Source organism: Duganella violaceipulchra (assembly GCF_019166075.1).
GTDB classification, from domain to species: domain Bacteria; phylum Pseudomonadota; class Gammaproteobacteria; order Burkholderiales; family Burkholderiaceae_D; genus Rugamonas; species Rugamonas violaceipulchra.
The window spans coordinates 1-15,696 of sequence record NZ_JAHTGR010000041.1 but is presented as its reverse complement, the minus strand read 5'-3'; the positions used below and the strand labels follow the sequence as shown (position 1 = coordinate 15,696).

Here is a 15,696-nt window from a genome sequence, read left to right as displayed (position 1 = left end):
TCATCCGCACCACTTCCAGCTTCAGGCTGGGCTCGAATGTCTTACGTTTTCTTGTTGTCATGCTTTAACTCCTCAGATGGTGGATTTTCCACCTATTGAGGTGTCCGGGCAAATTAGACCACAGCAGCCTATCTCGCTCGGAGTCAGGACGCGAGTTCTGCTCTCCTCCGTTGCGATAAACCTAGCTACAAGTGCGGCGGCGGGATTAGTAGTAGCAAGCTGTCGAGCAATAGCAAAGTCGTACATTCGCTTCAGTACGTTGCGCGAAAACAGCGCCATCTTCGGAGCACCACGAGCCTTGATGTGATCACACACCGCCATAACGTCGCCCGGCGTGAGCTCAGCCAATGGAGTACGTCCAACTTTAGGAAAGATATCCTTCCTCAACGCTCGCTCCACGTTTCGAGAATAGCTATCGGATTTGTCGTGCATTTGCTCTCGCATCCACTCCTCCGCAAATGCCTGGACCGTGTTGAGCTTCTCGGCCTTGGATGCCGCAACGGCCTTCTTTGGCGACTCGCCACGCGCTACTAGCGCCGCCCATTCATCCCTCTGCTTGCGAGCATCCGCAAGGCCAATTTCGGGATAGCTGCCGATGGTCAGCGCCGGAAGTCGCATACCGTGAAGCTGATATCGGTAGCGCCAAACTTTTGAACCACTTGGCATCACTTCCAAGAGAAGGCCGCCGGTGTCGCTCACCCGGTAGCGGGCGAGCTTAGGTCGCAAAGCTTTAATCTTCGTATCGGTCAGTGGGGTTGCTTGACGGGGCATTGCTCTCCTTTAGGTACACAGGTGACTCATTGTACCTCAACCGTGTGCCAATGCGTGTACCTAAAAAAGCAGGAATTGTGCGGAAATCGTTGGAACCCTTAGGTGCCTATTACTAGCACTATCATAGGGAGAGAGGCCATGTTTTGGTACCCACCGGAACGCATCGGAACGGTTTCTATTTTCCGATGCAGAAACGCGAGAAGATCACACCCAGCAGATCATCCGACGAAAACGCGCCGGTGATGCTCGACAGCTGCACCTGCGCCAGCCGCAGCTCCTCGGCGAACAGGTCCAGCGACTGGTCGTTCTGCGCCGCGTGCTCGCCGGCCCGTTCCAGATGGGCGCCGGCGTTCTTCAGCGCGATCAGATGGCGTTCGCGCGCCAGGTACAGCGATTCGCCGGTCTGCTGCCAGCCGGCGATGCGCAACAGCTCGGCACGCAGCAGGTCGATGCCGATGTGCTCGTGCGCCGACAGGTACACATGCGTGGCGTCGTCCATCGGATCGACGCCCGGCTTGTGGCCCGACAGATCGATCTTGTTCCAGATGCGCAGCACCGGCACGCCGGGCGGGAAGGCGGCGACGATGCCCTCGTCCGCGCGCGACGGGCCGTGGTCGGCGTCCAGCAGGTGCAGGATCACGTCGGCCTTGCCGACCTCGCCCCAGGTGCGCTCGATGCCGATGCGCTCGACCAGGTCGACGCCCTCGTCGATCGCGCGGATGCCGGCGGTGTCGATGATGTTTAGAGGTATACCTTCAATCTGGATGGTCTCGGTGACTTTGTCGCGCGTGGTGCCGGCGATCGGCGTGACGATGGCCACGTCCGTGCCCGCCAGCGCGTTCAGCAGCGACGACTTGCCGACGTTGGGCTGGCCGACCAGCACCACGTTCAAGCCCTCGCGCAGCAGCGCGCCTTGCGACGCCTGCTTGAACACCAGCTCCAGCGCGCTGACGATGCCGGCCAGCTGGCCGCGCGCGTCGGACTTTTCCAGGAAGTCGATTTCCTCTTCCGGGAAGTCGAGCGTGGCTTCGACCAGCATGCGCAGGCCGGTCACGCCGTCCACCAGCGCGTTGACCGTCTTCGAGAACGCGCCCGACAGCGATTGCGACGCCGACTTGGCCGCCGCCTCGGTGGAGGCGTCGATCAGGTCGGCCACGGCCTCGGCCTGCGCCAGGTCGAGCTTGTCGTTGAGGTAGGCGCGCCGGGTGAACTCGCCCGGCTCGGCCAGCCGCAGGCCCATCTCCGCGCCCGCTTCAAGCACGCGCGCCAGCAGCAGCTGCAGCACGATGGGGCCGCCGTGGCCCTGCAGTTCCAGCACGTCTTCCCCGGTGTAGGAATGCGGCCCCTTGAACCAGATGGCGATGCCCTGGTCGATCAGCGCGCCGTCGGCCTGCCTGAACGGGATGTAGGTGGCGTGGCGCGGCTTCAGGGCGGTGGCGCCGAACAGCGCGGCGATCAGCGCTTGCAGGTTCTTGCCGGAGGCGCGTACCACGCCGATGCCGCCGCGCCCTGGTGCGGTGGCGATGGCGGCGATGGGGGAAGAGTCGATATTCATGGGGGAATTGTAAAGTAAAAAAAAGCCCGCGATGAACACGGGCTTTTCTGTGGCTGGCTGGCGATCAGGAGTTGGCGGCCGTTGCCGGCGCAAACTTCTTGGAGATGACGTACTGCTGAGCGATCGACAGCACGTTGTTCACCACCCAGTACAGCACCAGGCCGGACGGGAAGAAGAAGAACATGACCGAGAACGCCAGCGGCATGAACAGCATCATCTTCGCTTGCATCGGATCGGCAGGCGCGGGATTCAGCTTGGTGGTGATGTACATCGAGATCGCGTACAGCACCGGCAGGATGTACCAAGGGTCTGGTGCGGCCAGGTTGGTGATCCAGCCGATCCACGGCGCGCCGCGAATCTCCACCGACGCCTGCAGCACCCAGTACAGGGCGATGAAGACCGGCATCTGCACCAGGATAGGCAGGCAGCTGCCCATCGGGTTGATCTTCTCGGTCTTGTACAGCTCCATGGTGGCCTGGTTCATCTTGGCCGGATCGCCTTTGTAGCGCTCGCGGATCGCCTGCATCTTCGGCGTGACCAGCTTGACCTTGGCCATGCTGCGGTAACCGGCGGCCGACAGCGGGAAGAACGCCAGCTTGATCAGGATGGTGAAGGCGATGATGGTCCAGCCCCAGTTGCCCAGCACCTGGTGGATGTGATCCATGACCCAGAAGATAGGCTTGGCGATGATGGTCAGCCAGCCATAGTCCTTGACCAGTTCCAGGCCGGGGGAGACCTGTTCCAGCAGCTTCGCTTGCTGCGGGCCGGAGTACAGCTTGGCCTCGTTGCTCACGGTGGCGCCCGGCGCCAGCGTGCCCAGTTGCTGGATGGTGCCGATCGCGTACTGGTTGGTCGTCACTTTCTTGGTGAAGATGGTGCGCGCCTGCTTGTCCTGCGGCACGAAGGCGGAGACGAAGAAGTGCTGCGAGATCGCGAACCAGCCGTTGTCGGCCTTGGTCGGGTGATCCTGCACGGCGTCCTTGCCGGTCTTGGCTGCTTCGGCCGCTTCTTTTTCCAGCGATTCGAACTTCAGCTTCTTGTAGTGGTCTTCGGCGGTGTACAGCGTCGGGCCGGTGTAGCTGCTGTTGAAGTAGGAGTCGCCGGCTGGCTTGTTGCCGTCGTGGACCAGTTGCAGGTACAGCTCAGGCTTGACCGGGGCGGCGCCGACGTTGGCCACGTCGTGGCGCACGTCGATGGTGTAGTCGCCGCGCTTGAAAGTATAGGTCTTGGTCAGCTTGACGCCGCCCGATTCCGCTTCCAGCACCAGTTGCACCTGGTTGGCGTCGCCCAGCATGCGCGGGCCAGGCTTGGCGACAAAACCGGTCTGGTGGTTCGGCAGGCCGGCGGCGCCGATCAGGCCGGTTTGCGCCAGATAGGTCTTGCCGGTGCCGGCGTCGACGTCGAACAGCACCTGGTTCTTGCTGGTGTCCACGCCGTCCTTGAACTTCAGCAGTTCCAGGCGCTTGATGGTGCCGCCCAGGGTGTCGACATCGACACGGAACAGATCGGTGGTGACGGTGATGCGCTCACTCTTGAACGGCTCGGCCGCCGCGGGCGCGCCCGGCAGTGCGGAAGCGCCTGCCGCCGCGGTGGCGGCCGGCAGATCGGATTTCTTCGCTTCCGGGGCCTTGGCGGTCTGCGCCGGGGCGGGAGCAAACATGGAAGGCTTGCCTGTCGAGACCATCCAGTTGTTCCAAAGAACTACCAGCGACAGGGCAAACACGATCCACAGGATGGTACGTTTATTGATATCCATTAGGCTATTTGTCAGGAGTGGTTGCAACCGCGAGCGGTCGTAGAAGAGGAATGCGTTTTGCCGTCAGCGGGCGGCACAGGATCGTGTCCACCATAATTCCAGGGATTGCAGCGGCACACGCGCTTGACCGCCAGCAGGCTGCCCTTGGCGGCGCCGTGCACCTGCAACGCTTCCAGCGCATAGTTCGAGCAGCTCGGATAAAACCGGCAGCGTGGCGTCATCATCGGGCTGATGGCCAGCTGGTAGAAACGCAGCAGGAAGCGGAGCAGTTTTTTCATGATGCCACAGGTGGAGGCGGCGGCGTCGAAGGCAAGGCCGGTTTCGGCAGCTTGGCCACCTTGGCCTGCGCGAACAGACGCGCCAGTTCCACCCGCAAAGCCGCTTTCAGCTTGGCGGTGGTGGCCGGCCCGTCCTTGCTGTTGACCGGCTTGGCCAGGCGCACCAGGCAGTCGATCGCCGGCAGGCCGGTCTGGCGGAACAGTTCGCGGGTCACGCGTTTGATCGTGTTGCGCGTGACGGCGCGCGGCGCAAATCGCTTGGCCACAACGACGCCCAGCCGCGCATGCGGCAATTCATTCAGACGGGTGTAGAGCACGAAGTGCGCGCTTTTTTGGGTAGGGCGCAAACGAAAAACGGATGAAAATTCATCCGTTTTAACGATACGCCGAACGCGCGCGAAGTCGTGTGAACCTTCGCCTGTCGAGCCGCTTGAAATACAGCTTTCCACGCGATCAGCTAACAAGCGATGGCTTATACAGCCAGACGCTTGCGGCCTTTGGCGCGACGTGCGTTAAGCACTTGGCGGCCGCCACGGGTAGCCATACGTGCGCGGAAGCCGTGGGTACGCTTACGGCGTACAACGGAAGGTTGGTAAGTACGTTTCATGTTGGTCTCGCTAAAAGCAGAAAAAAATGCAAAATCGGGTTGTGGCCCCGTCAGTTTTTGGTGCCAATGACACTTCGCGCACCCATGCCAACGCTACCGGCACAAGCTGGGTCCATCTCATCGCCCGCTAAATCCACGCTTACTCCATATTGACGTTCATGTGAATAAACTAGGAATACGGGCGGGGAACCCTGAATTATCAGCATTTCGATCCCGCTTGTCAACAACTGATGGTCTCGGGCCGCCATCCGGGGGCCGGCCAAAGTACGAAAATAAGCGTCGTGCCTGTGGATAACTTGGGCCGGCGAGAGTAGAATAGCGCGTTACGTGTGGCGAACCCAGGTTGGCCGACACCCTTATCAGCAGTAAAGAATAGATAAAGATTCATGGAAAATTTCTGGCAGACCTGCTCCGCCCAGCTGGAGCTGGAGCTGACGCCGCAACAATTCAGCGCGTGGATAAAACCGCTCATCCCCCTCGACTACGAGGCGGGCAAGTTGCGTGTGGCCGCGCCCAACCGGTTCAAGCTGGACTGGGTCAAGACCCAGTTCGCCAGCCGCATCACGGCCCTGGCCTGCCAGTATTGGGAAGCGCAGACCGAGGTGCAGTTCGTGCTCGATCCGCGCTTGGCGATGCCGAAAAAGGCCGCGACCGTGGCGCCCGTACCCGACCACAACGGTGGCGTCCCGAGCGGCAACGCGCGCATGGCCGATCCGGTGCCGTCGGTGCCGGAGCTGCCCGCTTCGGCCGCGCCGCGCCGCGAACAGAGCCGCATCAACACCGACCTGACCTTCGACAGCTTCGTCACCGGTAAGGCCAACCAGCTGGCGCGCGCCGCCGCGATCCAGGTGGCCAACAACCCGGGCGTGTCGTACAACCCGCTGTTCTTCTACGGCGGCGTCGGCCTCGGTAAGACCCACTTGATCCACGCGATCGGCAACCAGGTGATGGCCGACCAGCCGGGCGCCAAGATCCGCTACATCCACGCCGAGCAGTACGTGCGCGACGTGGTGACGGCCTACCAGCGCAAGGGTTTCGACGACTTCAAGCACTACTATCATTCGCTCGACATGCTGCTGATCGATGATATTCAATTCTTCGGCGGCAAGAGCCGCACGCAGGAAGAGTTCTTCTATGCGTTCGAAGCGCTGATCGCTGCCAAGAAGCAGATCATCATCACCTCGGATACCTATCCGAAGGAAATCACCGGCATGGACGACCGCCTGATCTCGCGCTTCGATTCCGGCCTGACGGTGGCGATCGAGCCGCCGGAGCTGGAAATGCGGGTGGCGATTCTTTTGAAAAAAGCCAAGCAGGAAGGGGTCACGTTCTCGGACGACGTCGCCTTCTTCGTGGCCAAGCACCTGCGCTCGAACGTGCGCGAGCTCGAAGGCGCGCTGCGCAAGATCCTGGCGTACTCGCGCTTCCACGGCAAGGACATCACGATCGACATCGTCAAGGAAGCGCTGAAGGATTTGCTGTCGGTGCAGAACCGCCAGATCTCGGTGGAAAACATCCAGAAGACGGTGGCGGACTTCTTCAACATCAAGGTGGCCGACATGTACTCCAAGCGTCGCCCGGCCAACATCGCGCGGCCGCGCCAGATCGCGATGTACCTGGCCAAGGAGCTGACGCAGAAGAGCTTGCCGGAGATCGGCGAACTGTTCGGTGGCCGCGACCACACCACCGTGCTGCACGCGGTGCGCAAGATCGCGCTGGACCGCACCAAGAACCCGGAATGCAACCACGAGCTGCACGTGCTGGAGCAAACGCTGAAGGGCTAGTGACAACCCGTCATTCCCGCGCAGGCGGGAATCCATAGGACGTCGACCAGGACGCTCAGCATGGATTCCCGCTTTCGCGGGAATGACACAGTAGCGGTCGGCTTGGTTTGGCCTTATGATCTAGGCAAAAATGCACGTCTGCTCACAACGCAACATTGTTATAAAAATATCGTTTAATCTTTACTATTGAGGATAACTATGCAATTGGTCAAAACCACCCGAGATACCCTTCTCCGGCCACTGCAGATCGTGAGCGGTATTGTCGAGCGTCGGCACACTATGCCGATTCTGGCCAATATCCTCATCCGCAAAGAGGGCGAGAGCGTATCCTTCCTGTCGACCGACACCGAAGTCCAGATCACCACCAACGCCGAGATCGGTTCCGGCAGCGAAGTGGCCGGCACCACCGTGGCCGCGCGCAAGCTGCTCGACATCCTGCGCGCGCTGCCTGAATCGGGCGACGTGACGATGACCCTGGTGAACAAGCGCCTGACGGTACAGACCGGCAAATCGCGCTTCGCGCTGCAAACGCTGGCCGCCGAGGAATTCCCGACCGTGCAGCAGGCCGAGACCTACAGCGCCTCCGTCACCTTGCCGCAGAAAACGCTGAAGCACCTGTTCAACATGGTGCACTTCTCGATGGCCCAGCAGGACATCCGCTACTACCTGAACGGCCTGCTGCTGGTCCTGGACGGCAAGAACGTGATCGCCGTGGCCACCGACGGCCACCGCCTGGCGTTCTGCCAGGTCGAGACCGAGCAATCGTTCGAGCGCCAGGAAGTGATCATCCCGCGCAAGACCATCATCGAACTGCAGCGCCTGCTCGAAGAGAACGACGAGACCGTGCAGCTGGACATCGCCGCCAACCAGGTCAAGCTGACCTTCGCCGACATCGAGCTGATCTCCAAGCTGGTCGAGGGCAAGTTCCCCGACTACACGCGGGTGATCCCGAAGGGCTACAAGAACGAATTCACGATCGGCCGCGATGAGCTGCTGCGTTCGCTGCAACGCGCCGCCATCATGACCAGCGACAAGTTCAAGGGCGTGCGCTGCATCATCACGCCGGGCAGCATGAAGATCAGCTCGACCAACGCGGACCAGGAAGAGGCCGTGGAAGAAATGGAAATCGACTACGGCGGCGACAGCGTCGACATCGGCTTCAACGTGACCTATCTGCTGGACGTGTTGAACAACCTGAAGTGCGACCAGGTCAACGTCGCGCTGGGCGATTCGAACTCGTCCGCGCTGATCTCGATCCCGGACAATGCCGACTTCAAGTACGTCGTCATGCCGATGCGCATATAACAAAACGTAGCAGTAGCAACGTCATTCCCGCGCAGGCGGGAATCCATGCTGAACGATATAGGATACTCAGCATGGGTCCCCGCTTCCGCGAGGACGACGCAGTCCCCAGCAATTCGTCACATTGAGAAAGCAGCACATGTCCGCCATCCCAGAAGAGAATCCAGTACCAGTACCGGTCAACACCGAAGAATACGGCGCCTCATCGATCCAGATCCTTGAAGGTCTGGAAGCAGTCCGCAAACGACCGGGCATGTACATCGGCGACACCTCGGACGGCACCGGCCTGCACCACCTGGTGTTCGAAGTGCTGGACAACTCGATCGACGAATCGCTGGCCGGCCACTGCACGGAAATCCACGTCACCATCCACTCGGACAACTCGATCTCGATCACCGACAACGGCCGCGGCGTGCCGACCGGCCTGAAGATGGACGACAAGCACGATCCGAAGCGCTCCGCCGCCGAGATCGTCATGACCGAGCTGCACGCCGGCGGCAAGTTCGACCAGAACTCGTACAAGGTGTCGGGCGGCCTGCACGGCGTGGGCGTATCGTGCGTGAACGCGCTGTCCAAGCTGCTCAAGCTGACCATCCGCCGCGACGGCAAGGTGCACTACATGGAGTTCGTCCGCGGCGTGCCGCAGAACCGCGAACTGGCGGAGAAGGACGGCTTCGCCGTCTCGCCGATCAAGGTCATCGGCGAGACCGACAAGCGCGGCACCGACGTGCACTTCTGGGCCGACGAGGAAATCTTCAACCACGTCGAATTCCACTACGAGATCCTGGCCAAGCGTATCCGCGAACTGTCGTTCCTGAATAACGGCGTCAACATCAAGCTGACCGACCAGCGCAACGGCAAGGAAGAGATCTTCGCGTTCGAGGGCGGCACCCGCGGCTTCGTCGAGTACATCAACAAAGCCAAGACCGTGCTGCACCCGACCGTGTTCCAGGCCACCGGCGAACGCATGTCGGACCAGGGCACCAACATCTCGGTGGACGTGTCGATGCAGTGGAACGACGCCTACAACGAACAGGTGCTGTGCTTCACCAACAACATCCCGCAGCGCGACGGCGGCACCCACCTGACCGGCCTGCGCGCCGCGATGACCCGCGTCATCAACAAGTACATCGACGAGCAGGAATTCGCCAAGAAGGCCAAGGTGGAAATCTCCGGCGACGACATGCGCGAAGGCCTGACCTGCGTGCTGTCGGTCAAGGTGCCCGAGCCGAAGTTCTCGTCGCAGACCAAGGACAAGCTGGTGTCGTCCGAAGTGCGCGGCCCGGTCGAAGAGATCGTCGCCAAGACGCTGTCGGACTACCTGCAGGAAAAACCGAACGACGCCAAGATCATCTGCGGCAAGATCGTCGAAGCGGCGCGCGCGCGCGAAGCGGCCCGCAAGGCCCGCGACCTGACTCGCCGCAAAGGCATCATGGACGGCCTGGGCCTGTCGGCCAAGCTGGCCGACTGCCAGGAAAAAGACCCGGCGCTGTGCGAACTGTACATCGTCGAGGGTGACTCCGCAGGCGGCTCCGCCAAGCAGGGCCGCGACCGCAAGTTCCAGGCCATTTTGCCGCTGCGCGGCAAGGTGCTGAACGTGGAGAAGGCGCGCTTCGAGAAGATGCTGTCGTCGGAACAGATCACCACGCTGATCGCCACGCTGGGCACCTCGATCGGCCCGGACGAATTCAACGTCGAGAAGCTGCGCTACCACCGCATCATCATCATGACCGATGCGGACGTCGACGGCGCCCACATCCGCACGCTGCTGCTGACGCTGTTCTATCGCCAGATGCCGCAGCTGGTCGAGCGCGGCCACATCTACATCGCGCAACCGCCGCTGTACAAGGTCAAGGCCGGCCGCGACGAGCGCTACCTGAAGGATGACGCGGAAGAAGCGAGCTACATGATGAACGTGGCGCTGAACACCGCCGTGCTGGTGCCGCGCGAAGGCGCCGATCCTATCGTCGGCGAACCGCTGGGCGAGCTGGTGCGTCAGTTCAACCTGGCCAACGTCATCATGATGCGTTTGACGCGCGTGATCGACCGCGCGGCGCTGACCGCCATCATGACCGGCGTGACCTTGGATCTGAGCACGCAGGAGCTGGCCGATGCATCGGCCCGCGCGCTGGTGACGGAGATCAACGATATCGCGGTCAAAGTGACGGTGATTTCGGATGAGCTGTCCGAGAAGCACGCGCTGCGCATCGAGCGTATGCATCACGGTAACATCAAGGTCAGCTCGATCGATGCGGACTTCGTGCAGGGCGCGGACTACAACGTGCTGGCCAGCGCGGCAGCCACGTTCAAGGGCCTGATCGGCGAAGGCGCGTACGTGCGCCGCGGCGAAGGCGAGCGCACCAAGGAATCGGCCGTGGTCGACTTCCACCAGGCGATGCAGTGGCTGCGTGATGAGGCGGAACGTGTGGTGTCCAAGCAGCGCTACAAAGGTCTGGGTGAGATGAATCCGGATCAGTTGTGGGAGACTACGATGGATCCAACCGTTCGTCGCTTGCTGAAGGTGCAGATCGAGGATGCGATTGCTGCGGATCAGATCTTCACTACGTTGATGGGTGATGACGTTGAACCACGTCGGGCGTTCATCGAGAACAATGCACTGCGTGCTGGCAATATCGACGTTTAAGCTTGGAGCAGAGCGATTTAGCCCCCGGCTCTTAGATTTTGTGCACTGCGCAAAATAGGCTTCCGCGGAAGCCTATTTTTTATCGTGCCCAAACAAACTCGGATCAAATACCCTAATTTGGCACCACGGTTTTGATTGGTCTACCTTTTAACTAAAAAACCGTCTCACGCTTTCTTTTGATAAACTTGGGTAAATAGAAAAGTTTACGTCTGACCATATGCCAAAAAGTCAAAAGACCATTGTTATCAAGCACATCTTCGATCAGCTGTATGACCCGGCGACACGAACGCTAATTCGAAGCATGGTAACAGCAACAGATCTACAGGATGCGAAGCGCTACTGCAACGAGTTTCTTGGTGCGACGATAAAGTTGGATAGCAATCCCTTCAACTTTATGAAGGACATCGTCAGAGGGAAAGCTGCCGCAAAAATTTGGCCTGATCGAGTGCGCCAGCTCGGATTCGTGGGCGAACAACGGACTGGTGGAGGGCAAATTTTTGAGTTTGTCCCTGTTGTACAGGGGACTTCGGAAAGCTTCGAGATAGATTTTCGTCCGACGGACGACACCCCTAGTTACCAGGTGCAGAGCCTTAGCTTGCCACTTGCGTCAAAAGCACTCGGAAGAACTGACGAATCTTGGCTTCTACAAGTTGCAGTAAATCTTCGTATCATCGAAACCCATTTTGCAGTTGGCGAAAACCGGCAAATCGAAGCCCTCGAGCTAAATCATCTGCAGATGGACATAAAGCTTAGAAAGGTCCAGATCGATGCCTTATATTACGTTAGACATACGCCTAACTTGACAGCGCCGAGCGGCGCGGCACTGATAACAGTAGAAGCCAAGCAGGGGAATCAGCGCATACTAACTGAGCAAATTGCTCGGCAGGTAAAAGCTGCTTTCGAATCGACCTCTAACGATCTAATTATTCCGACCGCCATAGCGGCGATCCGTGGCAAGGGCATGTATGTCGTCGAATTCAAGGCAGTTCACCGTTCAGATATAGCAACCTTTGAGGCTCCGGTATTCCATCGCGATGCCATGCTAGTCTTACGCCCAGCAGTTCAAGGAATTTAGGCCTCTAGCTCTGTGAAAAGTTCGAGCGTTGCAGATTCACCAGAATCGGGCGCTTTCAGTTCATTAGCCTTCCTCGCTCTCTGGGCAATCACATTACGTGCAACTGAGAAATAGGCGGCGGCTTGCCCCATGTTCAGGCTCAATAACATGGGATCTCCTACGGCCATGGTTCTTCTAGGTTTAGTAGGTGTGACGGCCAGAGCTCGTATAATCGAGCTCGCTACCGCTCTGCCAAGTAATGGTGGAACGCTATTGCCTATTTGTCTAAATCCGTGCCATTTAGTTGTATGCAACCGGAACCAATCAGGATAGGAATGTAAACGCGCCGCTTCGCGGACAGTCAAAACCCTAGGATACACTGGGTGAATCGGCCTCGGCGAAGTATGCGCCCCGCGCGCACTATCGGTACCAGCCCGAAGAGTATTACAAAGGCCATCCGGATCCAATCGTAAGAAGCGACTAATTGGCTCTGTCTTACCCGGCATCGTCTGACGGAATCGGATCTTCGATTTCTCGGTATGCTCAGTAACCAAACTACACGTCAACAACTCGGGATCAAACTCACGTTTATAACTGAAATCGGTGGCATCGGAAAGCATCCCGCGCAGTCGCAATGCATATTCCGAATCAGTCTGCCACGTCAGCTTTACGGAATCTGATTTGATCAATTCCTCATAATTATCTGCGTCCGGCAAGTCTGCAATCGCGTCCCGAACTGTGACGCGGACATCCAATGGCTCAGCATATTCTGGAATCCGTTGATCACTCCGCGCCGCCATCAAAAACAAACGCTCACGGGACTGCGGCACGCCATACTTCGATGCGTTCAGAACTTTGTAAGGTAACAGAACGTGATAACCGGCATCCCGAAGTGCATCGACAAGCTCAGTCAAAAATTGAGCGTGTTTGCCGAGTGTCAAACCTTTTACGTTTTCGAAAACGCAATATTTCGGCTGCAACTCTCTTACTAAACGAACATAATGAAACACGAGCTGATTACGATTATCATCGAGCGCTCGTTTGCCAATCATCGAGAAGCCCTGGCAAGGAGCACCGCCAAAAACGACGTCAATCTCTCGACCAACGTCAAGACCTGCGAGCGAGCGAATTTCGTCACCTGTCAAATCGACAACACTGGCACAGATTGTCTTCGCATGAGGAAAGTTGTACTCGTGCGTAGCGCAATGAATCGGGTCGATCTCAATCGCGGCAACGATGTCAAAGCCAGCCTGCTCGAAGCCTAATGACAGTCCTCCCGCCCCAGCAAAAAGATCGATTCCTATAGGACGTGCCATATTGCTCTCCACTCCGAAAAACTAATTTGTAAACCAACGCATTCTAGCTTGTCACTGACGGAAAGTCGATCGTTTTTCGGCCTCGATTAGATATTTCTATCGAGGAAATTGCAACGTTGCCAAAATATAATGCTGTGTTTTTATACAGTATACATGCTGTGGCATATAAGTGGAAGATGCTGAGTGCAGAGTTTTGATCCATGTCAACGCTACAATCACATACGCAACAGGGTAGGGCTGGTTTCACTTAGGAAAGTATTCGAGTGAGGCGGGCAGCAAGCGTTTCCTTGTCCGACAGTTCGCATTGCCACAGAATTTCGACCTTCCAGTCAGCTTGTGCCAGCGCATCAGCGACACGTTTGTCGCGTAGACGATTCGCCTCCAATTTCGGTCCCCAATATTCAATCCGAGATTTTGGTGGTTGACCTTTTCGACAACCATGAGCATGCCAGAAACAGCCATGAACAAAAAAAACAAGGCGTCGACTTGCAAAAACGATGTCTGGAGAACCAGGCAAGTCCTTGCGGTGCAGACGAAATCTATAGCCCAGCCGATGAAGAAGGGAGCGGACCTCCATCTCTGGGCCAGTGTCCTTATTGCCCACTTTCTGCATTAGACGACTTCGTCTAATGGGATCTAGACGATCAATCATAATTTACCTGAACAATCTGACTGTAAGTGTCAGCGGAACCCATATCCGACGCGCGGCTTACAAATCGATGATCTTGCGCAGCAACCCAGGCGACACGCGCCATTGCTCACCATCACACAGTAGCGAACATGACTTCGTGTTGATGCGCGTGACGGTGCCGATGCGTTCGCGTAGGTGCTTGTCGCTGAAGCTGACCGTGTCGCCGAGCTTGAACGCGGCCACGTCGACGGGGCGCTGCGGCATGGGAGGCGCCTGCTCTGCGCGTTGGGCCGGGTCGGCAACGATGGCGGCGTAGGGCAGCTTCCATTGCGTATGCGTGGCGGAGTCTTGAACGGTGGCGCTGGTCGCTTGTAGTTGCAGCACGCGGCCGGGCGCGAGGGTGCCACGGCGGTGGTCGAAATACATCACCTGCGCCCCCAGGTGCAGATGGCGGCGCACGTCGAGGATGCGGCGCGGGTCGGCGAGCATTTGATTGAGGGCCAGGCTCAATTCATACAAGTCGAGGCTGGGGGCGTTACGCAGGGCGTCAAGAAGGCGGGAGTCCATGCCGCCATTTTAACGTGTCACGCCCATTGGTAGGTCGGCAGCGGCAGCAACTGGACGACCCTGTTGATCGGATGCGACGGCAGTCGGGCCAGCACGCTTACCCGACGCATGGTTCGCGTCTGCAGACAATCAGATTGACGAGATTAGTTTTGCGCCACAGGTGGCCTTGTCGCCATTGTAAGCAACCGCTCGCCCATCGTGGTGACGCTCGCTGCCGGCGGTTTGAATGGGGAAGGTCCCCTTACACTGCGGGCATGTAGTCAAATCCCCTTCCACCGCTACAGCTTTCCCTAATACTTTGAAGGTTGGCTGAGCAGAGACGACCGTGCCGCCGTGTGTAGTCTTGTCTCCCAATCGAATTACACCACGACCCTCACTGTTCTTCATGGCTATGGCCTTTCAACCAGTGTAAGGAGTTGCGGAACCGCGAAACAAACGGCGATAGCGCCAATGCCCAGTTGGCTCCACAAGTTTCTTGCGGAAACCGGCAAGTGAGTCATGGACAAAGCTATCAAAGAATGTTGCCAGTGCGGGGGAGATTTTGGCTTGCGCGGCAACACGAGCACGCAAGTCCAGGGCTTCCGGCTCAAGAGCGGGCAAAGCGACTTGGGTGCCGTCGCGGTCATAAGGCCTCTTCTTCCACTTAGCTGTTTTGGAATAGTTGAACATTTGCATTTGCTCATCGAGCCAGCAAAGCTGCTGGTTCCCTGCCAATAAGTAACTTCGGTCCTCCGGATTGGCTCTCATGGCCTGGCCTGTTTTTTCGTAAACCGACCTTGCCTGCCAACGCCACACGAGATAAGGAAGCATCCAATCGCTCAGCGATTTCGGCACCTCGGTTGAGATGTCGATGAATTGGTTGAACGCAGTTAACAATTCTTTGTGTACGGTAAAGTCCGGCTCAGAATCAGGTCCAAGCCGTTCCTTTGACAATGGGACATTGGCCGCAACAGCACAGTCATACATATGATTCAGCGGAATCTGCGAGAGTTTAAGCGAATCAGCGGTAGACACTCCCAGTTCGCCTGGCTTATAACCGCCGCCAACATCGCTGTGAGAACCGGGGTAAATATATTCAACACAATTGGCGGGCCGATCATGATTAACCAAGACTGTGTCCAACGGAAAATTTTTCCGTAATTCATGCATCGCGATAAAATGAACGCAGTTTTCAATGCTCGGTAGAATCCGTAGAACGTCTGGTGTTGCCCAGTTGGAATGCCCGCCGGTGGTATGTAATTGGTCATTTTTTATCCCCTCCCAAATACCAACCGAAGCAACGGTATCCATCAAGCCTAAAAAACGGGCTCTATGCCGTTTTCAGTGGAAATTGACATCAGGCGAAGTGGCGCGTAACGCCATGTTCGCGCGGCACGGCGGCGAGCAGCGGATTGGACGGCAGGTGTTTGAGCTTGGCCATGCGTAAGTAAG

General features: G+C 58.2%; 14 protein-coding genes and 1 pseudogene. 4 read left to right on the top strand and 11 right to left on the bottom strand.

The genetic code is table 11. The features are described from left to right. Positions 1 to 72: 72 nt before the first annotated feature. From KVP70_RS32470 to rpmH, 6 genes are all read right to left on the bottom strand, one after another. The gene (locus KVP70_RS32470) at positions 73 to 771 is read right to left on the bottom strand and encodes a tyrosine-type recombinase/integrase (protein WP_217946541.1); all 699 of its coding nucleotides are present in this window, start codon (positions 769 to 771) and stop codon (positions 73 to 75) included. A 175-nt stretch (positions 772 to 946) separates the two neighbouring features. Beyond that, entirely contained in the window at positions 947 to 2,326 is a 1,380-nt protein-coding gene (mnmE, locus tag KVP70_RS32465; protein WP_217946540.1) for a tRNA uridine-5-carboxymethylaminomethyl(34) synthesis GTPase MnmE, read from the bottom strand. 64 nt (positions 2,327 to 2,390) lie between these two features. Beyond that, positions 2,391 to 4,082 carry a membrane protein insertase YidC gene (yidC, locus tag KVP70_RS32460; protein WP_217946539.1) on the bottom strand — a complete coding sequence of 564 codons (1,692 nt, stop codon included), beginning with the start codon at positions 4,080 to 4,082 and terminating at the stop codon, positions 2,391 to 2,393. 11 nt (positions 4,083 to 4,093) lie between these two features. Further along, positions 4,094 to 4,360, bottom strand: a complete 267-nt coding sequence (gene yidD / locus KVP70_RS32455) for a membrane protein insertion efficiency factor YidD (protein WP_217946537.1) — start codon at positions 4,358 to 4,360, stop codon at positions 4,094 to 4,096. Further along, complete coding sequence (rnpA, locus tag KVP70_RS32450; RefSeq protein ID WP_116994020.1) at positions 4,357 to 4,797, bottom strand: ribonuclease P protein component; 441 nt, start codon at positions 4,795 to 4,797, stop codon at positions 4,357 to 4,359. Before rnpA ends, yidD begins: the two co-directional genes overlap by 4 nt. Before the next feature lie 35 nt (positions 4,798 to 4,832). Beyond that, a complete protein-coding gene (rpmH, locus tag KVP70_RS32445) occupies positions 4,833 to 4,967 on the bottom strand; it encodes a 50S ribosomal protein L34 (protein ID WP_040378179.1) in 135 nt (44 codons plus the stop codon). Positions 4,968 to 5,353: 386 nt separating this feature from the next. Between rpmH and dnaA the strand changes: the two genes are divergently transcribed. From dnaA to KVP70_RS32425, 4 genes are all read left to right on the top strand, one after another. After that, on the top strand, positions 5,354 to 6,751 hold the full coding sequence (dnaA, locus tag KVP70_RS32440) for a chromosomal replication initiator protein DnaA (RefSeq protein WP_217946535.1): 1,398 nt from the start codon (positions 5,354 to 5,356) through the stop codon (positions 6,749 to 6,751). Positions 6,752 to 6,949: 198 nt separating this feature from the next. After that, complete coding sequence (gene dnaN / locus KVP70_RS32435; protein WP_217946533.1) at positions 6,950 to 8,056, top strand: DNA polymerase III subunit beta; 1,107 nt, start codon at positions 6,950 to 6,952, stop codon at positions 8,054 to 8,056. Between the two features lie 136 nt (positions 8,057 to 8,192). After that, positions 8,193 to 10,697 carry a DNA topoisomerase (ATP-hydrolyzing) subunit B gene (gene gyrB / locus KVP70_RS32430; protein ID WP_217946532.1) on the top strand — a complete coding sequence of 835 codons (2,505 nt, stop codon included), beginning with the start codon at positions 8,193 to 8,195 and terminating at the stop codon, positions 10,695 to 10,697. A 217-nt stretch (positions 10,698 to 10,914) separates the two neighbouring features. Beyond that, on the top strand, positions 10,915 to 11,772 hold the full coding sequence (locus tag KVP70_RS32425) for a hypothetical protein (protein ID WP_217946531.1): 858 nt from the start codon (positions 10,915 to 10,917) through the stop codon (positions 11,770 to 11,772). Here KVP70_RS32425 and KVP70_RS32420 read toward each other — a convergent pair. The 5 genes and pseudogenes from KVP70_RS32420 to KVP70_RS32400 form a co-directional block, all read right to left on the bottom strand. After that, positions 11,769 to 13,067: a DNA cytosine methyltransferase gene (locus KVP70_RS32420; RefSeq protein WP_217946530.1), complete on the bottom strand. Its 1,299-nt coding sequence runs from the start codon at positions 13,065 to 13,067 to the stop codon at positions 11,769 to 11,771. The two genes, KVP70_RS32425 and KVP70_RS32420, sit on opposite strands and share 4 nt — an antisense overlap. Before the next feature lie 247 nt (positions 13,068 to 13,314). After that, positions 13,315 to 13,719: a very short patch repair endonuclease gene (locus KVP70_RS32415; protein ID WP_217946529.1), complete on the bottom strand. Its 405-nt coding sequence runs from the start codon at positions 13,717 to 13,719 to the stop codon at positions 13,315 to 13,317. A gap of 57 nt (positions 13,720 to 13,776) precedes the next feature. Next, a complete protein-coding gene (locus KVP70_RS32410; RefSeq protein WP_217946528.1) occupies positions 13,777 to 14,265 on the bottom strand; it encodes a hypothetical protein in 489 nt (162 codons plus the stop codon). A gap of 129 nt (positions 14,266 to 14,394) precedes the next feature. After that, complete coding sequence (locus KVP70_RS32405; protein WP_217946527.1) at positions 14,395 to 14,652, bottom strand: PAAR domain-containing protein; 258 nt, start codon at positions 14,650 to 14,652, stop codon at positions 14,395 to 14,397. A 12-nt stretch (positions 14,653 to 14,664) separates the two neighbouring features. Continuing rightward, positions 14,665 to 15,564 (bottom strand): annotated as a pseudogene (locus KVP70_RS32400) (phospholipase effector Tle1 domain-containing protein); the annotation flags it as partial. Positions 15,565 to 15,696 lie beyond the last annotated feature (132 nt).